General features: G+C 34.7%; 15 protein-coding genes. 4 read left to right on the top strand and 11 right to left on the bottom strand.

What is annotated here, in order from left to right; all coding sequences use genetic code 11:
- Window positions 1-87: 87 nt before the first annotated feature.
- The 3 genes from cysS to lgt all read left to right on the top strand — a co-directional run bounded on the left by cysS (window position 88) and on the right by lgt (window position 2,898).
- Window positions 88-1,566 (top strand): cysteine--tRNA ligase, encoded by a 1,479-nt coding sequence (cysS, locus tag HJ01_RS08405; protein WP_007137941.1) that lies wholly within the window; start codon window positions 88-90, stop codon window positions 1,564-1,566.
- 32 nt (window positions 1,567-1,598) lie between these two features.
- Complete coding sequence (gene yidD / locus HJ01_RS08400; RefSeq protein WP_040473789.1) at window positions 1,599-1,844, top strand: membrane protein insertion efficiency factor YidD; 246 nt, start codon at window positions 1,599-1,601, stop codon at window positions 1,842-1,844.
- Between the two features lie 100 nt (window positions 1,845-1,944).
- Entirely contained in the window at window positions 1,945-2,898 is a 954-nt protein-coding gene (lgt, locus tag HJ01_RS08395) for a prolipoprotein diacylglyceryl transferase (protein ID WP_007137939.1), read from the top strand.
- A gap of 60 nt (window positions 2,899-2,958) precedes the next feature.
- On the opposite strand, the gene HJ01_RS17135 is transcribed toward lgt, so the two are convergent.
- From HJ01_RS17135 to HJ01_RS08355, 8 genes are all read right to left on the bottom strand, one after another.
- On the bottom strand, window positions 2,959-5,178 hold the full coding sequence (locus HJ01_RS17135) for a T9SS type B sorting domain-containing protein (protein ID WP_007137938.1): 2,220 nt from the start codon (window positions 5,176-5,178) through the stop codon (window positions 2,959-2,961).
- 972 nt (window positions 5,179-6,150) lie between these two features.
- Window positions 6,151-9,120 carry a protein translocase subunit SecDF gene (gene secDF, locus HJ01_RS08385; protein WP_007137937.1) on the bottom strand — a complete coding sequence of 990 codons (2,970 nt, stop codon included), beginning with the start codon at window positions 9,118-9,120 and terminating at the stop codon, window positions 6,151-6,153.
- A 220-nt stretch (window positions 9,121-9,340) separates the two neighbouring features.
- Window positions 9,341-10,276 (bottom strand): malate dehydrogenase, encoded by a 936-nt coding sequence (gene mdh, locus HJ01_RS08380; RefSeq protein ID WP_007137936.1) that lies wholly within the window; start codon window positions 10,274-10,276, stop codon window positions 9,341-9,343.
- Between the two features lie 49 nt (window positions 10,277-10,325).
- On the bottom strand, window positions 10,326-12,269 hold the full coding sequence (gene gyrB / locus HJ01_RS08375) for a DNA topoisomerase (ATP-hydrolyzing) subunit B (protein WP_007137935.1): 1,944 nt from the start codon (window positions 12,267-12,269) through the stop codon (window positions 10,326-10,328).
- Between the two features lie 166 nt (window positions 12,270-12,435).
- Window positions 12,436-14,052 carry an asparagine synthase B gene (gene asnB / locus HJ01_RS08370; RefSeq protein WP_007137934.1) on the bottom strand — a complete coding sequence of 539 codons (1,617 nt, stop codon included), beginning with the start codon at window positions 14,050-14,052 and terminating at the stop codon, window positions 12,436-12,438.
- 194 nt (window positions 14,053-14,246) lie between these two features.
- The gene (locus HJ01_RS08365) at window positions 14,247-15,872 is read right to left on the bottom strand and encodes an amidohydrolase (RefSeq protein WP_007137933.1); all 1,626 of its coding nucleotides are present in this window, start codon (window positions 15,870-15,872) and stop codon (window positions 14,247-14,249) included.
- A gap of 175 nt (window positions 15,873-16,047) precedes the next feature.
- Entirely contained in the window at window positions 16,048-17,724 is a 1,677-nt protein-coding gene (gene asnB / locus HJ01_RS08360; RefSeq protein WP_007137932.1) for an asparagine synthase B, read from the bottom strand.
- A 235-nt stretch (window positions 17,725-17,959) separates the two neighbouring features.
- On the bottom strand, window positions 17,960-18,409 hold the full coding sequence (locus HJ01_RS08355; protein ID WP_007137931.1) for a hypothetical protein: 450 nt from the start codon (window positions 18,407-18,409) through the stop codon (window positions 17,960-17,962).
- Window positions 18,410-18,635: 226 nt separating this feature from the next.
- Here HJ01_RS08355 and HJ01_RS08350 point away from each other — a divergent pair, with 226 nt between their 5' ends.
- Window positions 18,636-19,178 (top strand): DUF2911 domain-containing protein, encoded by a 543-nt coding sequence (locus HJ01_RS08350; protein ID WP_007137930.1) that lies wholly within the window; start codon window positions 18,636-18,638, stop codon window positions 19,176-19,178.
- 92 nt (window positions 19,179-19,270) lie between these two features.
- On the opposite strand, the gene HJ01_RS08345 is transcribed toward HJ01_RS08350, so the two are convergent.
- The 3 genes from HJ01_RS08345 to HJ01_RS08335 form a co-directional block, all read right to left on the bottom strand.
- Window positions 19,271-21,025, bottom strand: a complete 1,755-nt coding sequence (locus HJ01_RS08345) for a TonB-dependent receptor (protein WP_007137929.1) — start codon at window positions 21,023-21,025, stop codon at window positions 19,271-19,273.
- Between the two features lie 90 nt (window positions 21,026-21,115).
- The gene (locus HJ01_RS08340) at window positions 21,116-21,982 is read right to left on the bottom strand and encodes a PhzF family phenazine biosynthesis protein (RefSeq protein ID WP_007137928.1); all 867 of its coding nucleotides are present in this window, start codon (window positions 21,980-21,982) and stop codon (window positions 21,116-21,118) included.
- Between the two features lie 57 nt (window positions 21,983-22,039).
- A complete protein-coding gene (locus HJ01_RS08335; protein WP_007137927.1) occupies window positions 22,040-25,054 on the bottom strand; it encodes a tetratricopeptide repeat protein in 3,015 nt (1,004 codons plus the stop codon).
- Window positions 25,055-25,084: the final 30 nt, after the last annotated feature.

Here is a 25,084-nt window from a genome sequence, read left to right as displayed (position 1 = left end):
CCTGATTGAAGTGAAAATCCTTTTTGTTTTTTTTAAAATAAAAAGATTGTAGCGAAAAGCAGGAACTAGCTCCTAAAAAAAATTTAAATGCCTCTATACAATACTCAGACTCTAAAAATATACAACTCTCTGTCAGGAGAAAAAGAAACGTTTAAACCTATTCATGAAGGTAACATTGGTATGTATGTTTGCGGACCTACAGTTTACAGCAATGTTCACCTTGGGAATGTGAGGACTTTTATGTCTTTTGATGTTATTTTTAGATATCTCTTGCACTTGGAATATAAAGTGCGTTATGTAAGGAATATCACTGATGTGGGGCATATTGTAGACGATGCTGAGGATGGTGAGGATAAAATTGCCAAAAAAGCACGTTTAGAGCAACTAGAACCTATGGAAGTTGTGCAAAGGTACACGGTTGACTTTCATGAAATTCTGAAAGCTTTTAATTTTTTACCGCCAAGTATTGAGCCTACAGCCACAGGACATATTATTGAGCAAATTGAGATCATCAAAAAAATAATTGCAAGCGGAATTGGGTACGAAGCTAACGGTTCTATCTATTTTGATGTGGTCAAATTCAATGAAACAAACCATTACGGCAGGTTAAGCGGTCGAAACATAGAAGATATGCTCGCCAATACCCGTGACCTTGATGGACAATCTGACAAAAGAAACCCGCAAGACTTTGCCCTTTGGAAAAAAGCAGAGCCACAGCATATTATGCGATGGCCCTCTCCTTGGAGCGATGGTTTCCCCGGTTGGCATTTAGAATGTACAGCGATGAGTACAAAATACTTAGGCAACCATTTTGACATTCATGGAGGCGGAATGGATTTGAAATTTCCCCATCACGAATGTGAAATTGCACAAAACGAAGCCTGTACTGGGCAAACGCCTGTCAATTACTGGATGCATGCCAACATGCTGACATTGAATGGCAAAAAAATGGCTAAATCCACTGGCAACAATATTTTACCAAGAGAAATCTTAACTGGTGAAAACACTATTTTAAGCAAGGCATTTTCAGCTTCAGTAGCCCGATTTTTTATGCTACAAGCACACTACAGAAGTATCTTAGATTTTTCAGATGACGCGATCGTTGCTGCCGAAAAAGGATATAAAAGATTGATGGAAGCAATGGAAGTTATTAAACAACTACCTACAGCTTCAAAAAGTACGATTGACATCGCCGCTTGGAAACAGTCTTGTTATGACGCCATGAATGATGACTTTAACTCTCCTATTTTAATAGCACAATTATTTGAAGGAGTTCGTTATATCAATCTAATAAATGACGGGAAGGAAAGTTTAACTGCTGCTGATTTAGAAATCTTCTCTCTTGCCATGAATGCTTTTGTTTTTGATGTGTTAGGACTAGAAGACGAAAAAACAACGGACAGTTCGAATGATAAATTAGAAGGAGCTGTGAATATGCTTATTAGTATGAGAAATCAAGCAAGAGCAGACAAGAACTTTGCTCTTTCTGACCAAATTAGAGACCAATTAATCGCTTTAGGTATACAATTGAAAGACGGCAAAGAAGGAACTACTTTTAGTGTTTAAACATTAATGTACGACGAATTAAAGAAGATTACATGCTGAATAAAATACTCATATTTCCTTTTTTAGTACTGGTTCGCCTCTATCAGCTTATTATATCGCCACTAACTCCTGCGTCTTGCCGATTTGAACCTACTTGCTCTTCCTACATGGTAGAAGCACTAAAAGTTCATGGTTTATTTTATGGCGGATTTTTAGGCTTAAAAAGAATAGTAAGCTGTAATCCTTGGGGGAAAACAGGCTATGACCCTGTTCCTAAGAAGAAATGTAGCCATAATTAGCAACATTCACAATGGTGATAGATGCTGCTACTATTCTTTAACAGAAATTTCACACCGAAATTCTTAACAAAAAATGTATTTTTACATCAAATAAAAAATAATGACACACGCTTTAAATATAGTTTGGAACCCATCAGAAGGAATTGATTTAGGCTTTTTTATAATTCGATTCTACAGCCTTATGTTTGTAGTTGCTTTTGGATTGGGTTGGTATATCATGAAAAACATATATGAGCGCGAAAATGAATCTATCGAAAAACTAGACTCGTTGTTTATCTGGACAGTTCTAGCTACACTTCTTGGTGCGCGATTGGGACATGTTCTTTTTTATGACTGGGAATATTTTCGAAATCACTTATTAGAAATATTTTTACCAATAAGAGAAAATATTAACGGTACTTTATTTGGATTTATTTCAGGCTGGGAGTTCACTGGATTTCAAGGTTTAGCGAGTCATGGCGCGGCAATTTCGATAATAATTGCCATGTATTACTACAGTAAAAAAGTACTAAAAAGACCATTGTTATGGATTTTGGACCGAGTAGTCATAGCTGTTGCAAGTGGAGCTATTTTTGTAAGATTAGGTAATTTTTTCAATTCTGAAATAGTAGGAAAAGAAACTAGTTCAGTTTTTGGAATAAAATTTATTCGCGATTATTTTAGTCCAAATGATGCTGTAAACGCGACTCAAATAGCAAACCCACAAGAAGCTTATCATGCTATTGCCAGCAATCCTCAATTTGCCAATTTACTAGCTCAAGTACCTGCAAAACATCCAGCTCAATTATACGAGGCATTTTGCTATGTTTTTGTATTCGCCATTTTGTTTTTCTTGTATTGGAAAACAGATACAAGACAAAAATCAGGATTCCTCTTTGGACTTTTCCTGGTACTGTTATTCTCCGTACGTATCGTTGTAGAATTCGTTAAAGAAAGCCAAGGTGGTTTTGAAAGTGCCCTCGGACTGCTTTCCACAGGACAGTGGCTCAGTATTCCTTTCATATTGATTGGTCTTTATTTTATTTTCACCGCAGAAAAACCGGTCAAAATATAATCTGATAACTTATTATTATAAACAAAAAAGCTCCCGCCGAACGGGAGCTTTTTTTTTGTGTTATCTTTTTAATGAAAAGTGTGACCTGAACTTTTTAATTACCCCATCTTCAGGATAATCAACAACAAACCAATAATCAGTTGCGGGTAGAGGCCGTCCATTATAGGTGCCATTCCAACCACTACTGTTTGGACTAATCTCTTTTAAAAGCTTTCCGTAACGATCAAATATCTGAATCTTGGAACCTAATTTATCAACTAAAGTAAAGACGTTCCAGTAATCATTGTATCCATCGTTATTTGGAGTAAAAAATTTAGGATAGCCTATAACTAAAATATCACTTCTGGTTATAGAAACACTACAACCTGTTACATCTTGCACAGTAATTAAATGATAGCCTGGAGACACATATTCAAAAACTGGACTCTGTTGAAAAGGGCCATCATCCAGTCGATATAAAAAATCCCCTGCTCCTGTTGCCGCAACCGTAATCACTTGATTTTCTGAAAAAGCTTCAGTAACAGTCCAAGAAAAATCAACTAAGGTATTTGACGGATTAACACTAATGGAGATTGTTAGTGACTCTGCACATTGTCCGCTGTCTGGAGTAAAAATATAATCTGCTGTACCTACAACTGCTGTGTTTACCGTTGCAGGGGTCCAAGTTCCTGTAACCGCTGGAGTATTTGAAGATCTTAAAGACAAAGTTGGAGCTATTGAATTTTCACATACACTTGTTGGAACACTTGAAAAATTAGGTATCCTTAATTGATTAACTGTAATTGTTAATGTAACCTTTGCTGCACATTGACCTGCATTTGGTGTAAAAGTATAAGTTGTTGTGTTCGTATTATCTAGTGCTGGTGACCAAACCCCTTTATAGCCATTATTAGAAGTTGTAGGTAAAGGCGACAAAGCAGTACCGGTACAAATTGAAGGAATCGCAGTAAATGTTGGCGTACCATTTGGGGTAACCGTAATAGTCATCGTTGTCGTGGTTGCACATTGTCCTGCAGTGGGTCTAAAAGTATAAGTTGTAGTGGCGGTATTATTTAATGAAGGAGACCAGATACCTGTAATACCATTGGTAGATGTTGTTGGTAAACCTGATAAAGGAGCTCCAGAACAAATAGCCGGCACAGCGGTAAAATTTGGTACTATATTCTGATTAACAGTGATTGATACCGTAGTAGTTGGACTTGACACGCATTGGCCTGCATTAGGTGTAAAAACATAATTAGCAGGTCCTAAAACAGTAGTATTAACCGTGGCTGGAGTCCAAGTACCAGTTATCGGAGTGGTATTCGTAGAACTTGTTGGTAAAATGGGTGCTGCTGCATTCTGACATACAGATGATGGAACAGTCGCAAAAACAGGAGCTAATAAAGGAATCACAGTAACTGTTAATGTTTGAGTCGTAGCGCAAGGAAACAAAACAGAATTAGGCGTAAAAAGATAATTTCCAGTAGCTGTACTACTTACTATCGCCGGTGACCAAGTACCAGATATACTATTTGGAGATATTGGACCCAATATTGGAGCAATTGAGCCCGAACAAATTGGAGCGATAGCTATAAAATTCGGAACTGTAACTACAGTACATTTCGTTTTACAGCTAGCCACAAGAGTAGGATTTAAAACACAAGTTGGTGCACCGACAGCAGTCACAGTTAATTCCACTGTTTGCCCTTCAGACAAACCGCTAACTGTAAAACTTGATGGAGACGTCTGACTTCCCAGTACTGGAAGCCCACCATCTATGGCATAACTATAATCGAATCGTGATTGCCCAACATTTGCAAAATCAAAACTAACCGAACTTGTAGTAACACCTGCACAAAATAAATTAAATTGCTTATCAACATTAACTGTAATTAATCCTCTATTACTTTCTTCGCCACCTACTGTTTGAGTGACATAATAAAATGTAGTCCCCTTATTAGCAGTACTAGGAGTAGGAGCAACTGCATTTGGGACACCACCTGTAGCAGCTGTATACCATCTCAAATTAGAACCAGTAGCTGTTAAAGGAACTGCTACATCATTTAAACAATAATATCGATCATACCTACCGGTAGGTACGGCTGGTGGAGCAAAATTGTTATTTGATATTGTTTCAATCTCTACTGAAAAACATGCTAAATAATTTGTATCACCATTAATTAAATGAATATTAGACCCAATACTTAAAACACTGCTTTTAGTATGCGCGAAAATCGAAATATGATATAAAAATGCCATTAAAAATAAATAAGCTAATGAGCCGATATCTTTTTTCATTATTCGTAAGTTTTAATTTGATCAAAAACAAAAAGCTAGCTAAAGCTCTAAGTAGTAAATATATAAAATAAGACAGTTTAATAAAATTAAAAACCTATTATTGTTCAACTATTTAAGAATAGCTTACTAAAACACACAAAAATCAGACAAAAAGATATCGCCAAAATTGTACTGTGACTACAATCTATTCTTATAATTACTATACGCAACCAATCTATATTGTCAATTGCACGCTGTAACTGCAAAGCACATTAAGCCACAATTCTTAATTTAACGAATTAAAATCATTATCAAGCAGCTTCAGTCCCGCCTTTACATAAATGATCAAAATTGCATCTCAATTCCACTATCGACTTGCCTATGTTTAACAAAAAAATCAAAAGATAATACATTCGAGAAAGCAAACTCTTTAAAAAGCATTGCCGTCTCCTTAACAATTGCAATAGCCTGCATACTTGCAACAAAAAAAATGATTCAACATACAGGTAAACCTATTGAAAATACCACAATAAAATATAATCTACCCTTCTTACTATTTTTCGATTCTACGTATTCCTTTCCCCTTCGAGATAATTCAGAACATCTCATTAAATGTAATACAAATTTTAAAGCTTATGCTCCCCAAAATTGACTTGAAGCTGAATCAATAATTCATAGTTCTTTCTCTGACAACCTTGTCGGCTTACAAAACTCCAATTTAAAACCATTACTATTATAGCTATAAGCTTTGTTTTTTTGCTACACCTCTCAAAACCAAAATGAAATCTAAGCGATATAGCCTAGTTCAAATCATAACAATGTATTGCAGAAAAAAAACATGAAAAATAAACCAAAATACCTATTTCGGCACATGCTCAGTCTAATTTCAAAAAATGAAATACTGCTAGCTATCACTATTAACATTAAATTAATTAAAACAAAAAAAAAAGACCCAACTTACGTTGGGTCTTTTTTAAATATATTAAATATAGATTAGCTTTCTTGATGTTGTTTTTCAATTAACCTTTTATCTTCTCTAGAAATTGTATCTACCAATACTGGTGTCGCAATAAATAATGAAGAGTAAGTTCCTACAACAATACCTATCAACATAGCGAATACAAAACCTCTAATTGATTCACCTCCAAAAATAAACATGATCAATAACACAGCGATCATAGTTAATGAAGTATTGATTGTTCTTGACATAGTTGAATTAATCGACTTATTAACGATTTCAGAAAACGTTCCTTTGGTTTTACCATCTAAGAATTCACGAACTCTATCAAATACAATTACAGTATCATTCATAGAATAACCAATCACAGTAAGAATCGCTGCTATAAAATGTTGGTCGATTTCCATACCAAAAGGCATAAACTTGTAACATAAAGAATAAATTCCCAAAACAAATATTACGTCATGCGCTACAGCTGCAATAGCACCTAAACTATATTGCCATTTTCTAAAACTAATCATTAAGTATAAAAACACGATCGCCATAGCTCCAAGAACAGCCCAGTAAGCGTTAGTCTTAATATCTTCAGCAACCGTTGGTCCCACTTTTGAAGCTTGCATAATTCCGAATTCCTTCCCTTGATAAGGGTTTACAAATTTGTCATATGTCAATCCAGCAGAGAAATGGCTTTTCAGACTCTCGAACATCAATCTATTTACTTCTTGGTCAGCTTCAATCCCGTGTTCTTCTACCTTATATTTTGTCGTGATTTTTAACTGATTATCATTACCAAATATTTTAGCTTCTGCACTACCGAAAACTTTAGTCAATTCTTCTTTCACTGCTTCTGCTTCAACTGGTTTTTCAAAACGTACTTGAAAAGTTCTTCCTCCAACAAAATCGACACCTTGATCCAATTTGTTAGTCGCCAATGAAACAATACTTACAACTACTACAATTCCAGAAAACAAATACGTCCACTTTTTGATACGTAAAAAATCAAAATGGAAGTTCGTAAAGAAATTTTTAGAAAATCCTGTTACAAAAGACATATTGTTGCTTTTTCTTAGACTCCAATCGATAAATATTCTTGCAATAAAAATAGAAGTAAATAAAGAGGTTATGATACCAATCAATAATGTAGTCGCAAATCCTTTAATTGGTCCAGAACCAAAAATGAATAACACGGCTCCAGTTAATATATGTGTAACGTTAGCATCGACGATTGAACGCATAGCTCCAGTCCAACTATAAGATGCTTTAACAGCTTCCTCTAGCGTCTTACCTTCACGTAATTCTTCCTTTGCTCTTTCGTATATAATAATATTTGCATCGACCGCAGTTCCCATTGTTAATACAATACCAGCAATACCAGGTAATGTAAGAACAGCACCTAAACTTGCCAAAATACCAAACAAAAACAATAAGTTAACTGCTAAAGCTACGTTAGCATACCAACCAGCTTTTCCGTAGTACACCATCATCCAAAGAGATACTAAAAGCAATCCAACAATTGCAGAAGTAGTACCATTATCAATCGCTTCTTGACCTAAGGATGGTCCTACCACTTCAGACTGAATAATATCAGCAGAAGCTGGAAGCTTACCAGCTCTCAAAACGTTAGCTAAATCTTTAGTTTCTGTTACGTCAAACGATCCTGAAATCTCAGATCTACCACCTGAAATAGGCCCTGTTGAAACCCCTGGAGCAGAATAAACAATATTATCAAGAACGATAGCAATATTACTTTTTTGAGTATATGCTTTCCCGGTCAATTCTTCCCAAGCTTTTGCACCTTGTCCATCCATTTGCATAGAAACCGAAGGTTTACCTAATTGATCAAATGAATCTTTAGCATCAGTAACGACACCACCACCCATTGCAGGTACATTATCTCTATTTCCTTTTAAAGCATATAATTCTACAGCTTCAATATCTTTTGATTTAGCATCTTGTATTGTGGTTAACTTACCCCAAACAAATTTAGCATAACGCTGCTCTGCAGGCAATAAAACTCTAATATCAGATCTTTTAAGGTATCCATTTATTGTAGCTGTATCTTTTGGAGAGAAAAGTCCTAGAACCGGTCCACCGCCTTGAGCAAGAATTTTATCAAATAAAGGATTATTACCTTTTTTAGTTGCAGAAGAATCTTTTCCGTCAGTTAATAAAGCACTCAAAGAGTCTTTTACTACTGGTTTAGATTCTACTGTATTAACTACCGTTTTTTTCAATGATTCATTTGCAGCTACTAAAAAGCTACCCATCTCATCAATTTTATACGTTTCCCAAAACTCTAATTGAGCGGTACTTTGCAATAATTTTTTTATTCTGTCTACATCTTTAGCACCAGGAAGCTCAACAAGAATTCTACCTGACTCTCCTAATTTTTGAATATTAGGTTGAGCTACACCAAATTTATCGATACGTTTTCTCAGAACGCCAAATGCACTTTCTACAGACTCATCAACTTTTCTTTTGATTACTTTTTGAACTTGCGAGTCAGTCATTTGAAAATCAACTCCACCTTCACCTTGTAAACTTCTGTTTGCAAAAATATCTGGAGATGCCAATTTAACTGTCCCTTTAGAATTAGCTTCAAAAGCTTCAAAGAAAGCATCGATATATGTTTGATTTCCTTTTAAATTTGCAGTAGCATCTGCTAAAGACTTATTGAAAACAGGGTTTTTCGAATTATTAGATAATCCTTTTAATATGTCCTTTACTGAAATTTGTAATATCACGTTGATACCACCTTCCAAGTCAAGTCCTTTATTAATTTGTTTGTCTGATACCTCGTCAAAAGTAAAATCTGTAAATCCTAAGTTATACACTTTTTCTTTACCAATAGAATCTAAATATTTCGCTTCTTTTTCGGGACTCCCGTTAGCAAAAGATTTAGCATCATTTTTAATTTTGCTTGAAACAAAAGTGAAAGAAAGTTGGTAAATACTTACCAATGCAAATAGTATTGCGAAAAATTTAATAAGTCCTTTATTCTGCATTATTACTAAAAATTAATTATTTTATATTTATTTATTTTTCTAAGCCTTAATATAGAACCTGAGATTGATTTTCTTCGTAAAAATGAAAACCAAGTGTTCTATTATTTTTTTTTAACCGAGCAAATATATAATTAACGTTAACATTAACCAATTTATTTATTGATTAATCTCAAAAAAAAGACTGCAATACTGCAGTCTTCATTAATGTATAACATTTGAATTAAGCTAAAATTGATTTCAAGGCATCATTCATTTGCCTAACTGCATCAGCACTCTTAGCAAACAAAGCTTTTTCATTATCATTTAACTCAATCTCTAGTATTTCTTCTACTCCATTTTTACCTATTATACAAGGTACCCCTATACATATGTCATTTTGCTCATATTCTCCTTCAACAAAAACAGAACAAGCAATCATTTTCTTTTGGTCATTCAAGATACTATCTACCAAATAAGCAACTGATGCTCCTGGCGCATACCACGCTGAAGTTCCTAAAAGTCCTGTTAATGTAGCTCCTCCTACCATAGTATCTGCAGCCACTTTTTGTAAAGCTTCTTCAGATAGAAATTGTGAAACTGGAATACCATTATAAGACGCTAAACGAGTCAAGGGAATCATTGTAGTATCACCATGTCCTCCAATTACCATAGCAGAAATATCGTTTGCTGGTTTATCTAAAGCCATTGACAAGTACGTTCTGAAACGAGAACTATCAAGAGCTCCACCCATTCCTATTATTCTATTTTTTGGCAATCCTGTAGATTTTAATGCCAAGTAAGTCATTGTATCCATTGGGTTTGAAACCACAACGATAATTGCATTTGGCGAATGAACCAAAATGCTTTCAACTACAGTTTTTACAATTCCTGCATTGATTCCAATTAATTCTTCACGAGTCATACCTGGTTTTCTAGGAATTCCAGAAGTAATCACTACAACGCTACTATTAGCCGTTTTTGAATAATCATTAGTAACACCTGATACTTTTGTATTAAATCCTGTATTGGTAGCACATTGCATAATATCCAATGCTTTACCTTCAGCAAATCCTTCTTTAATATCTAACAACACAACTTCACTTGCAATTCCTCTATAAGAAATTACGTCTGCGCATGTTGCTCCTACATTTCCTGCTCCTACAATAGTAACTTTCATAATCTATGTGTGTATTTTTTGGTTAGTCAATTAATGTTCAGACACCTTATTAGGCATCAATATTAGCATAAACAGCATTTTTTTCAATAAATTCTCTTCTCGGAGGAACTTCATCACCCATTAGCATAGAGAAAACCCTGTCCGCTTCTGCAAGACTGTCAATATTTACCTGACGTAAAGTTCTAAAACTTGGATCCATTGTGGTTTCCCATAATTGTTCAGCATTCATCTCCCCAAGACCTTTATACCTTTGAATTCCTGCGCTTCCACCCATTCTTTCATTAGCTTGATCTCTCTGTGCATCATTCCACGCGTATTCCTTTTTATTTCCTTTTTTAACTAAATACAAAGGTGGCGCAGCAATATATACGTGTCCTTCTTCAATCAGCTCTTTCATGAATCTAAAGAAGAATGTTAAAATTAAAGTAGAAATGTGACTACCATCGACATCGGCATCACACATAATAATTACTTTATGATAACGCAACTTGGATATATTCAATGCTTTACTATCTTCTTCAGTACCTACAGTAACTCCAAGTGCGGTAAATATATTTCTAATCTCTTCGTTTTCAAAAACTTTATGATGCATTGCTTTTTCTACGTTCAAAATCTTACCACGCAATGGTAAAATCGCTTGAAAAGCACGGTCACGACCTTGTTTTGCCGTTCCCCCTGCCGAATCTCCCTCGACAAGATATACTTCACATTTTGCAGGATCTTGCTCTGAACAATCAGACAATTTTCCAGGTAATCCACCACCACCCATTACGGTTTTGCGTTGTACCATTTCACGTGCTTTTTTAGCCGCATGACGCGCCTGAGCAGCCAGAATAACCTTTTGAACAATGATGCGAGCATCATTTGGATTTTCTTCCAAATAGTTCTCAATCATTTCACTCACAGCCTGACTTACCGGAGAAACTACTTCCCTGTTTCCAAGTTTAGTTTTCGTTTGTCCCTCAAATTGTGGTTCAGCAACCTTTACAGAAATAATTGCAGTTAAACCTTCACGGAAATCATCCCCTGATATATCAAACTTCAATTTGTCTAACATTCCGGATGCATCTGCGTATTTCTTCAGTGATCTTGTTAGACCCGTTCTGAAACCTTGCAAGTGTGTTCCTCCTTCGTGTGTATTGATATTATTTACATAAGAAAAAATATTCTCCGTGTAACTTGTATTATAAATCAACGCAACTTCAACTGGAATTTCACCTTTTTCATTATCCATCGAAATAACGTGGGCAATGATTGGCTCGCGATTTCCGTCTAAGTAACGAATATATTCTTTTAAACCTTCATCAGAATGAAAAATTTCAGAAACAAAATTTCCGTCTTTATCTAATTCTCTTTTATCAGTAAAAGTGATTGTAATCCCTTTATTTAGGTATGATAATTCACGCATACGTGCTGACAAAGTATCATATGAAAATTCTATAGTTTGAGTAAAAATACTTGGATCAGGATAAAAAGTAACTATAGTTCCTCTTTTAGTAGTTTCTCCAATTTGCTTTACCGGATATAACGCTTTCCCTTTTTCATATTCCTGCTCGTACACTTTCCCATCACTACTATGAACCGTAGCTCTAAGATGATTTGACAGTGCATTTACCACCGAAACCCCAACACCGTGAAGTCCACCAGAAACTTTATAAGAATCCTTATCAAATTTACCTCCAGCTCCAATTTTAGTCATTACAACTTCCAGAGCCGAAACTCCTTCTTTTTTATGGATACCTACAGGAATACCACGCCCATTGTCTTCAACAGAAATAGAACCATCTTCATTTATATCAACTATAATCGTATCACAATGGCCTCCCATCGCCTCATCAATAGAGTTATCTACTACTTCATAAACTAAATGATGAAGTCCTCGAACCCCCACATCTCCAATATACATTGACGGACGCATTCTTACATGCTCCATTCCTTCTAATGCCTGAATACTATCTGCTGAATAATTGTCCTTCTTGATTTCTTCGCTCATATGATTTATTCTAAAATGTAATTTCGTCTAACACGCAAATATATAAAAACGTAACATATTTAACCGTTAAAATACCTTTTTAAGGTGTTAAGTTATTAACATTTTGTTGATTTAAAGCATAAAAAAACGCTCTCAAAATAGAGAGCGTTTTTAATTTTAATCGACACTAAACAATGATTCTTGTTTTGGCCATTTCTATATCTGCTTTAACATGAGCTGCATTCGCTCTTCCGCTTGGGTCTTCATTTTCTTGCCATTTCGGAATCCATTTTCTAACCGTTTGAGCCGCACTAACTTGAGGGTAATATTTATGAAATATAGATCTATAAAAATAAGCCTCCTTTGTTGTTGGAGAATTAAACGGGAATTCAGCAACCGCTCCCGCCAATTGTTCATCAGTAACTTGAGAAGAACAATATTCGATCAACTGATTAATCCAATTATAACCTACACCATCAGAGAACTGCTCTTTTTGTCTCCATAAAACTTCGTCAGGAAGATATCGGTCGTCAGGAGTATCAAATGCTTTTCTTAAGATATATTTTTCTTTTCCATCATATGATTTGGGCATTTTTTCTCTGGCTTTAATTCGAATAGCAACATCTAAAAACGCCTTATCCAAAAAAGGAACCCTAGTCTCTAATCCATGCGCCATTGTTGACTTATCAGCTCTTAATAAATCAGCCGTAAATAATTTCTGCACTCTTTCAATTGTCTCTTTTTGAAAATCTTCGCTTGACGGAGCATTTCTAAAATACAAATAGCCACCAAAAACCTCATCAGCTCCTTCCCCTGAAAGAACCACCTTAATACCTAAATCGCTTATTGCTTTTGATAAGAAATACATTGGAACACTGGCTCTTATTGAAGTCAAATCATAGGTTTCTAAATTCCATATTAACTTCTCTAATATCTTTATTCCCTGTTCAACTGTGAAATATACTTCATGGTGTTCCGTCCCTATAAATGCTGCCACTTTTCTGGCTGCGACTGTGTCTGGCGCATCAGCATCCAATCCTATCGAAAACGAGTGTAACTTTTCACCCTTTTCTGCCAATAGTCTTGAAGCTATTGCTGACGTTAACGAAGAATCTAATCCACCCGAAAGCAAAACACCAATAGGCACATCACTCATCAAACGCTTACGAGTTGCCTTTGTCAAAGTTTCTCGTATTGCTTCAAAATCCAAATCTTGGTCTGCCTTTAAATAGTCCTCATATTCTGGTTGGTAGTATTTCACAAAGCCAGTTTTGGCAGTGTAATAATGCCCTGGAGGAAATGTCGCAAATGTTCTACATTGATCCGCAATAGACTTCATTTCAGATGAAAAATAAATTCTTCCTCTTTCGTCTAAACCATAATATAAAGGCTTTACACCCATTGGATCTCTACCAGCCATGTAATTATCACCATCAACGATTACAAAAGCCCAATCTCCGTCAAGCATATTGCAAAAGTCATACCCAAACTCTTCATACAAATGAACGATCACTTCCGAGTCAGATTTGGTTCTAAAAGTGTGACTTTTCAAAATTCCATCCCTTAATTCCTGATGATTGTATATTTCTCCGTTATGAATCATATAGGCCAATTTTGTACCTTGTATCGGTTGCTTCCCTGAATGTAAATCAATAATTGACAGGCGTTCGTGACTCAAAACATGTCCGTTTTCCGTTACATGCAAATCGCTTTCATCTGGACCACGATGTGACATTCTTTTTGAAAGCTCTTTTACAAGTTGTTTGTCTTTCCCTTTTCCAATAATGGCTAATATTCCACACATAACTAATAATTGTATTTTTTTCTAATTTAACAGCACAAAGATGCATCAACAGTTACAAACACAAAACACAAACAAATATTTTAGTTTGAATTAATAACCAAAAAATGCTATTTACGTAAAAAGTGTAACTCACAAATCAAAAGACGAAAGTGTTATTTAATAAATTGTAAATCTTTCTTTTTGAACACCCCTATTTACTTAACCTTAACCCCTTTCAAATAGGTATTAGAAGGCTTCATTTCAAGAATTTCACTCTCCATTATTTTCATGATATCTTTATCGTAGATGACAAAATCTGCCCATTTCCCAACTTCAAGACTCCCCTTTTCTTTTTCTTCGAAATTAGAATAGGCAGCCCAAATAGTCATTCCTTTTAAAGTCTCTTTTCTAGATAATGCGTTTTCAATTTGAAAACCACCTCTTGGATATCCTTTACCATCTTTTCTGGCTACTGCGGCATGAAAAGTCAACATAGGATTCACTTCCTCTACTGGGAAATCAGTCCCTAAAGCAATTACACCTGCTTTACTAAGTAATTTTTTATAGGCATAAGCATTTTTTAAGCGGTCTTTCCCTAATCTTTCGCCAGCCCAATACATATCTGAGGTAGCGTGTGTAGGTTGTACCGAAGGTATTATACCAAATTTAAAATAATCAAAATCTTGCTCACGTAAAACTTGCGCATGCTCAATCTTCCATCTTCTGTCTTTCTTGCCCGTCAAGGCTTCTTTATAAATCTTCAACAAAACCGTGTTAGCTGAATCACCAATTGCATGTGAATTCAATTGAAAGTCAGAATTTGCAATTTTTTGGGCTACAGATCTCAATTCTGAAATAGGAGACAATAGGGCTCCATATTGGTTAGGCATATCTGAATACGCTTTATGAAGGCAGGCGCCTCGAGAACCCAAGGCACCATCACCATACATTTTAAAAGAACGCACGTCTAAATTATCCGTTTTATAAATTCCTTTTTTAAGGTACATATCGATATTCTTTGTATTGGCAGAGACCATCGCGTAAATATTAAGCTTCATCGCTTTCGCTTTTTGTAAACTATCTATTAAATCAATAACACCCGGATCCAGTCCCGCATCATTTACCGTGGTTAAACCGTAATCAAACATTACTTTTTCAGCATCTAACAGCGCGGCTATTTGTGTTTTTCTATTAGGTTTTGGAATTATTCTAAAAACCAACTCCATTGGATTATCAATTAAAATCCCTGTTGGCTCGCCATCTTTAATTTCGATCTGACCACCAACTGCTTTTGTGTCTTTAGTTATTCCGGCTAATGCCAAAGCTTTACTATTAACAATAATCGCGTGACCATCTACTCTATTTAGTACCACGGGTATATTTGGGAAATTTTTATCTAAAATAGCTTTCGAAGGAAATTCTTTTACACTCCAATCGTTTTGGTCCCATCCGTTTCCAACGATAAAATTTGACTTTTTTTCCTTTTGAAAAGCTTGAATCCGCTTCACCACTTCCTCCATGCTTTTAGTACCACGCAAATCGACTTCCTGAAGACTAAGTCCAAAACCATAAAAATGACAATGCGCATCTATTAAGCCAGGGTAAATGAACTTCCCTTTTGCCTGTATAATAGTGTTTGATTCGAAGGCATTTTTAATTTGACTATCACTCCCTATTGCTATAATTTTACCGTCACTAACCGCCATCGCAGTTGCTGTTCCAAATGCTTTATCTACTTTGTAAATAGTAGCATTTGTAATTATGGTATCTACGGCCGTCTTATTCTTTTTTAAGCAAGAAGTAAGTGCCAGTAAACTAAAAATTAAAATACAGCGTTTCATAATATGGTGTTTAGATACGCTAATATAAAAAAGAAGCCTAATATAAAAGTAGCCAGGTTCAATTATTTAATAAAATACCTAAATAATATGACAATTGGCTGTTTTGACTAACGTAAAAAAGGCGCCTCCAAAATGAAGAGCGCCTTTTTATATTTAAAATGCAAAGTAAATTGTTTTATCCTTTTACATAGGAATCAGAATGGACATTAGCCACTGCTCTTCCTGATGGATCATTCATGTTCTTAAACGCCTCATCCCATTCCAGGGCAATTTTAGTACTACAAGCAACACTTGCTTCTTGTGGCACACATAAAGCTGCTGCATCACTAGGGAAATGCTCTGTAAATATAGAACGGTAATAATATTCCTCTTTAGATGTTGGTGTTTGCAAAGGGAACTTGTATTTAGCGTTTGCTAATTGCTCATCACTAACCTCAACAGCTACTACTTCTTTTAATTTATCAATCCAACCGTATCCAACTCCATCGCTAAATTGTTCTTTTTGTCTCCAAGCAACACTTGGTGGCAACATATCTTCAAAAGCTTTACGAACTACCCATTTTTCCATTGGGTGTTCTTTGTTGATCATTTTGTCTTGTGGGTTGATTCGCATAGCGACATCCATAAACTCTTTGTCTAAGAACGGCACACGACCTTCAATTCCCCAAGCAGCTAAACTTTTGTTAGCTCTTAAACAATCATACATATGTAGTTTTCCTAATTTACGTACGTTTTCTTCATGAAACTCTTGTGCGTTTGGCGCTTTGTGGAAGTATAAATAACCTCCAAATAACTCATCAGCACCTTCACCAGATAATACCATTTTAATTCCCATCGATTTAATCACTCTCGCCATTAACCACATTGGCGTCGACGCTCTAATTGTAGTCACATCATAGGTCTCCAAGTTGTAAATTACATCTTTAACCGCATCTAATCCTTCTTGAATGGTAAATTTAATTTCGTGGTGAATTGTTCCAATATGATCCGCTACAATTTGAGCAGCAGCTAAATCTGGAGAACCTTCTAATCCTACCGAGAAAGAGTGCAATTGTGGGTACCAAGCATCAGCAGTATCTCCTGATTCAATACGTTTTTGAGCATACTTTTTGGCTACAGCCGAAGTAATAGACGAATCTAATCCTCCTGAAAGTAATACTCCGTAAGGCACATCACTCATCAATTGTCTATGAACCGCAGCTTCTAAAGCTACTTTAATATCTTGAATATTTGTTTCGTTGTCTTTTACAGCGTCAAAATCCGTCCATTCTCTTTTGTACCATTGTACAAATTCTCCGTCCTTACTTGTCATATAATGTCCTGGAGGAAACAATTGGATTTTTGTGCAATATCCTTCTAAAGCTTTCAATTCAGAAGCTACATAAAAAGTTCCATGTTGATCCCAACCAATATACAAGGGAATAATCCCCATGTGATCACGAGCGACAAAATACTCATCTTTTTCTACATCATAAATGGCAAATCCAAAAATTCCATTCATTTCATCAATAAAATGAGGCCCTTTTTCTTTATAAAGCGCTAGAATAACCTCGCAGTCACTTTCCGTTTGAAAGTTATATTTTCCTTCAAATTGTTTACGTAATTCTCTGTGGTTGTAGATTTCACCATTAGCAGCCAAAATCAATTTTCCGTCTTCACTTAACAATGGTTGTTTACCCGAAGCCGGATCAACAATTGCCAAACGCTCATGAGACATAATCACTTTTTCATCACTGTAAATTCCGCTCCAGTCTGGTCCACGATGACGGATAATTTTAGACATTTCTAACACTTGTGGTCTTAAAACTTCTGCTTTTTGTTTTAAATCAAAGGCACATACTATTCCGCACATAACTATATATTTTTATTTGTTTGTTTAACTTGATGAAGCAAAGATGCGATTGTAGTTACAATTCAAAAACACATATAGCCCATATGGTTATAAACTGTAACAATAACTGCGTTTTTACATATAATAGGTAACTGAAAAATCAAAAAAAACAGTTTTATACTTAAGAACAGTAATATTATTCGTTACAGAATTACATTGCAGGCCCCAATAAAATAGTTTTTTTTAAAATTTGAAACTACAAAATTTCTTCTATTAAGTAAGTAGTTCCATTAATCTCAAAGGTAAAGCCCACTACATTTCCCATTAATTTATTTCCTAAAGGCGACTGCGGTGACAAAGCGATTACATTAATTCCTTCTATATTTATTTTTGGCAGAGCCAAACTCATATAAAGATAAATTCCATTCGCTTTTACTAAGCTACCAACAATAATTGTTTGGGCTATTTTACTAGCATCAATTTTGTCTAAAATTGCTTTTTGATTTACTACCTCTCTCAATTTATTATTGAGTTTTTCTTGTTCAATATGCATCATTGACAGAGCTGTTTCATGTTTATCTCCTGCAGAACCTTTGGCATCATTTTTAGAATCTTCGGTAAGAGCAGCTATCATATCCCTAAAAACATCAATTCTATCCTGAACGAGTTGTAAGTAATATTGATATATTTTTTGTTTGAAAGTCATGTTTTTATTTTATTTTAAAATACCGAAAGCTAATAAAATGAGGTTCTAGCTATAGACCCCGAACCATCTCAGCTAGCATACATGACTCCAAAGTTATGCTATTATTCTAAAGACTCACTATTTTATTTGGATCCGATTTAGAATTTATTCCCAATTTTAATGTGATTTCTTAGCTTTATACAGACATAATTAATAATTTTAACATTCTAATATTTTAATCCTAACTATGAAAAAAACTATTATTTCCTCGATTGCATTTGCCTTTATGATCATTTTATCTTCTAATGTGCAAGCTCAAAAATTTCCTGACCTAGACAAAAGTCCAATGGACGTTGCTGCATTCCCTACTGATTATAAAAATGCCGACAAAATTGCTAAAGTTACTTATAGCAGACCTCAGCTAAAAGGACGTGCTCTTAGCGAATTGGCACCAAACAGTAAGGTTTGGAGAACTGGTGCTAATGAAGCAGCTGAAATTACCTTTTATAAGGATATGAAATTAGGTCAAAACAACATTAAGGCTGGTACTTATACTTTGTATACCATTCCTGAAAAAGATTCTTATACTGTAATAATAAACAAAGACCTTAACGTCTGGGGATCTTATTTTTACAAACAAGAAAATGATGTAGCTAGACTTAGCGTTCCTGTAACTGAAGGAGCTGAGTCACTTGAAAACTTTTCAATGGTTTTCACCAAGGCTGACAACGGTATTGTTTTGAATATGGGTTGGGACAAGATGAGAGTCGCTGTTCCATTTACCGAATAACTGTTTTACAAACAAACAAAAATGGCTTCCACAGTGTGGAAGCCATTTTTGTTTACTGTTATTTTGACAAACATACGATTGCTAGCGCCAAATTAGAAATCAAATTTATAATTCGCTCCTACAACAACCTGAAAACCTTGAACCTGATAATTCAACCATTTTTCATAGGCTTGGTTCGTAATATTATTTGCTCTTACAAACCCTGTCAATTGTTCATTGTATTTATAGCCTACATGTGCATTTACATCAAAGTAACTATCCAGCGTTATTGCCGTAGAATTACTAGTAAAGTCCGTGTTCAATTGAGTATCCTTACGCTCTCCAACATAAAAAACAGTTGCGCCAGCAAACCATTTTGGAGTAATATTGAAATCAATATTCGAATTTAATTTCACTTCAGGTAAATTCCAAGCTTCTTGCTGAAAATCATTTGTATAACTATTAAAAGTTCCGCTGATTCCAAAAGTAACGTCATCTGAAAAATTAGCTTTTAAATCACCCGAAAAACTCAGCGTTTTCATATCGTCATAAACCACTTGCATTGAATTCCCGAATGCATAATTTTCATTTGAAGCATTTTCATTATAATCATTACTTCTAAACAATGCTTTATTTCTTTCGTTTACATAGGATCCGCGAATATTATAACTCACATTATTCATTAATTTACCTTTTAATCCTGCAAAAATATCATACTGTTTGTCCGTAGGAGCAATGTTTAACGTAGGTGACAAAAATGAATTTTTATTAACAAAATCCAGATAAGAATTTTGTTCTAAACTTCCTTCTGCTCCTGCATAAAAAATCATTAAATCCCCAACCACTTTATAGCTTGCATTGACTTGCGGATAGACAAAAAACTTGTTATTACTGTTTTCGTTGTCTAAGCTATAAAAAATGGCTGCACCAATATTTATGGTCCAATCGTCCTCTTGCATTACAAAAGTAGGAGTAACTCCAAAATTAGTATAACCATATTTTAAAGGTTGTGTGTTTGTATTCGCATAATTATTCTCAAAACTTCCTCCTACATAATCTACAATTATATTAGTTTTAATAGATTCATCCATTATGTCAAATTGCAAAGAAGGCTTGATGTAAAATCTATTTTCAGCCGAACCAAAAGTATCTGTAAAGTGGCTAAACTTCATGTTGGCATCATTAAAAATCCCATCATTAAAATCAATTTTACCTCCAATAGAATAGGTGTTATATACATTCTGTGCATTAATCCCGTTTATTAACAAAATGCGATCAGCTGAAGATAAGTTACTACCAAACTCTGACGGCAAACCGTACCAATTGTATATCTGGTTTTTATACCCCAAGTCCAAGTTCCAAGAAATAGCATTAGTATTTGCTCCGTAAGTCAGATCGACCGATGTATCATAAAAACGATCATCTAGTTCAACACCTTTTATTCCCCCTTGAGAAGAAAGATGGCGGAACATTCCGCCCACATAATCGTTATTCCCTAAATCTTGATTCATAAACAATTCAGCATTTAATGTTCTGTAATTACCAAACCCCAAGGTCGCATAATTATCATACAAATGAGCCTGTTTCGTTTTGTCGACTCCCTCCGCTTTTCCTTTAGAAGGCGTAAAAGTGGAAGCAACTGGAAAAGAGAAAATAGAATAATTAATCTTTTCTTTTTTGGCATTTCCCTCATCATCAAGAATAGGTGTTTCCTGTACTTTGAAGGCGTCAGAAAGTGTTGGCGTATAAGGCTTAACTACATTTACGACTTCAGATCCTATATTGTCTTCTTTTTTTTGAGCAAACGAAAACTGAAATACTATTAAAAGAAGTACAATGGTAATTTTATTTTGGAAATTCAATTTCATGTTTTTTTGTTTTATTTTAAAAAAGGCGATTAAAAACTATCTACCCTCACCTGCATTTTATGCATTATTTTTTTTCTACTATCTCTATTCCTAAACGACTTCCCATTCTCCTTGAGCCACAAACTGAGTTTCTCCACCAATATTTATATCAAAAAGATTCTCCTCTAATTTCCCGTTAAAATATATTTGAGAGTTTCTATTGATGTATTCTCCCTGGTTGTTCACCATATTTATTTCAGTTGAGTGATATTTCAATAAAAAAGCTTGTAAGCATGTACTAGCACTTCCTGTTGCAGCATCTTCTATAAGCTGATCATTCTCTATGCACAACATTCTGGTCGTTAGCACTTCATTTTCTAAACTAAAAAAATACAGGGCTTGATGCTTTGTTTTACATTTTGCTTTAAGCCATTCTGCCGTTTTATCTTTATCCAATTTAACTGCATTTAATGTCTCTTTATCTTTAAGTGGTACAATTACAAAAGCACTTCCTGTCGTTACTTCCTGAACTACAAAACGATCATCAAAATCAGCTGCACTTAAATTACTAAAAGAAGTAAAATCTTCCTTCATGAAAACATCTAAAAAACTAGGCTGTGAAGCTTTCAACCAAACTAAATCCTTAGATTGACTTACTGGAATTTCTCCTATTGGAACATTTAATTTAATCTCTTTGGGATGATGTTTGAATATCTTATTCATTAAAACCCATGAAGTCCCAATTATTGGATGTCCAGCAAATTGCATTTCATGTGCTGGAGTAAAAATTCTAATTGTTGCTTTATTATTTTCAGCTGCTATAGCAGTAACAAAAGTACTTTCAGCAAAATTAATTTCGCTTGCTATTTGTTGCATTTGATCAGTCGTTAAATCAGTCGAGTTTAAAAAAACTGCTAGTTGATTTCCTGCATATTTTTTTTCTGTAAAGACATCTACGATATAAAAAGGAATAGTCATTTATTAATTATTTTTAAATTTACAACAACGGTATTATACTAATTGTTTTAAACATTCCTAATTGGCTATTGATGAATTTGTTTTAGACTCCTCGGCTTTGATCATATTTAACTCTTTTTGCGCCTCGGAAATAACATCTGGAAAATCAGTAAAATTCTGAATGACATTATCTAAAATATAAGTTGCTTGAAAACTATCTTTCAATCCATAGAAATTTTTGGCCATAAGGATCAATCCTTTGGCCCCAAAGTAACGGTAACTAGAATAGTTTTTAGCCAACTTTTGAACTGCTACATTTGAAGGTTCAAATTTTCCATCTTTGTTTTTAAAATAAGCATCATAATACAAAGCCTCGGCTGCTAACTCTCCTGTAGCAATAGTCAATAGTTTAGCATATCCTGATCTGGCTTTCGCTTCATCTCCCGTTTGCATGGCTGAACGAGCTATTATAATTTGAGCATCGCTTCTTACATTATCATCCGTTTTCACGTTATTCAACACCTTATCGGCATAGACAACTGAATTAGAATAGTCTTTTTTATCATAATAACATTTCATCAAATTAGACTGCGCGAACACTTTATTTTGAGGAAAATCAGCTTCACTTTCTAAACGAAGTAATACCGGAATCGCTTTCTCTTTTTCGTTATTATCTAAAAGTACTTGCGACAACCTCGCTAAGGACTGCTCCGTAAATTCACTTCTCGGTTCGTCAATTACATATTGATAATTCGAAATAGACTTGTCTTTTTGTCCTTCAGAATAATAGGCTTGCGCCAAATAAAAATTAGCTTGCAATGAATGCATTCCTCTTGGAAAGCTCGATATGTAAGCATTAAACCCTGAAATGGCTTGTTTATTGTTATTTTGTTCGAATTGTTTTACTGCTGATTCATAAGAATCATTATCTAATTCGACATCTGTAACGGTAACAAAATCTAAAGTTCGTACCCAAGTCGCATATTCATTTACTCTTCCTCCGTCAACATATATTAACCTTGCTGTTGATACTGCTTCCAGCGCTTCTGGAGTTTTAGGAAAATCAGCTGCCACTTTCTTAAACTTATTTAAAGCCTCATTATTTCTATCTGAATTGTAATAGATCAAACCTTGTCTTAAAATAGATTTTGCTGTGTAAGAACCGCTTTTATACTCTCCTATTAATCGATCAAAGGTTTTCAAGGCAAGATCCTGCTGCTTGTTGGCTACATAAGTATTTGCCAATTCATACATTGCATCGTCACGGTAGCTTGATTTTGGATACAATTGTAAGAATGAATTCAACTCATCAATTTTCTTATCGTTTTTAGCGATAAAACCGTAACACAATGCTTTTTGGTAATACGCATAATCAGCATCAACTCCTCTGGATTCAATTACTTTATTGTACGCTTCCATTGCTGGCCAATACTTAGAAGTTACAAATCGGGAATCTCCTAACCTTAAATAGCTATCATTTAATCTTACCTTATCCTCTTTTACCGCATCAATCTGATTTTGAAAATAATCTCCAGCTTGATCATATTCCTTCAATTTAAAATAAGCATATGCTATATTGTAATTGATGTTTTTATACTCTACCGCATTACGGGCACGCACTGAACTTGCAAATTGCTTATAACTCAATAACGCATTTTTATAATCGTCTAAAACGTATTCAGTTTCTCCTTTCCAAAAAGTAGCTCTAGCCGTAAAATCAGCATCTATTTGTCCATCAATAGATTTCTTGAACATAGTGGCAGCTTCTGAGTAATTTCTATCAGCATACAATTCTAAACCCCTATAAAAAGTAACCTTTTGATACGCCAACCTGTTTTCCGGGCTTTTGTTTTTTTCCAATAAAACCAATGCTTCCTTGTAATTTTTAGAGGATATGTAAGAGTCAATCAATAATTTTTCAATTACGGAACGGCTGGCATTATTTGGATATTTTTTCGTAAAATCCAATAAAACTGCAGGAACACTTTTATATGAATTCCCAATTTCATAACTTAATTTGGCATAATTCAAGCCAGCATCTTCTTGTATCGAAGTATCAAATGACATTTCAGATGCATTTTTGAACGCATTCAAAGCTTCTTGTTTTTTATCCAATTTCAAATAACTCTCGCCTAAATGGTAATACGCGTTTTGAGCTACGAAATCTTTTCCGTTTATGATTTTGTTGAATTGGGAAATAGCATTTTCAAAATCATTTTGTTTGTAATAGGCATATCCCAACTGGTAAAAGTCAGTATTATTCCACCTTCCTTTTTTCCCTTTGTACGCCGCTAAATAAGGAACCGCTTTGTCGTATTGCTTTAAATTAAAATAGCTTTCGCCAATTATTTTATTCAATTCCGACTTTTCGATAGCATTTGACTTAGCCATGGCTTTTTCGCCCAACTCAATTGCTTTTTGAAAATTACCAAGCTTAAAATTCATGTCAGCCTGATAGTATGACAATTTTTCTTTGTATTTCTCTTCACCTGAAACTTCATCAAAATATTTCGTAGCCTCTTTGTAATCATCACCTTCATAAGCAATAAACCCTAAATAGTACTTTGCTTGCGAACCGTATTCTGCCGAGTTCACCACTTTATTAAAATAGCTTGTCGCTTCTTTTTTATTCTTGGAACTAAAAAAAGCATACCCTTTCTGGAAATTAAATTTATCTCTGTCGCTATAGCTCAATTGGCTTTCGTCAACTCTTTCAAACCATTGAAGCGCTTGTGGATAATCACCTTGCTCAAAATAATAATGTGCCACCTCTATAAATGCTTGATTGCTCTTAGCACTCGTAGGGTAATCTGAAACGAAATTTTCCATCAAAACATCCGCATTGGCACGATTCAAACGAATAGCACAATTGGCATCATAATAAGCACAATCTGATTTCAATTCTTCGTCAGTCGTTTCTAATTTTACTTTTTCGAAAATAATTTGGGCAGAGGCATATTGCATATCGTTGAACAACGAAAGCGCTTTATTGAAATCTGCTAAATCATGGGTGTAGATTGTTGATTTTTGCGCTGAAATCGTAAAAGGTGCAACAAAAGTCAATAAAAAGAAGAGCCAGGAAAATATACGCATTTTGATTTTTTTTTTAATATTCAAATGTAT

Source organism: Flavobacterium frigoris PS1 (assembly GCF_000252125.1).
Classification (GTDB): Bacteria; Bacteroidota; Bacteroidia; order Flavobacteriales; family Flavobacteriaceae; genus Flavobacterium; species Flavobacterium frigoris_A.
The sequence above is the reverse complement of the archived record's forward strand: the minus strand, read 5'-3'. Positions and strand labels throughout refer to the sequence as shown.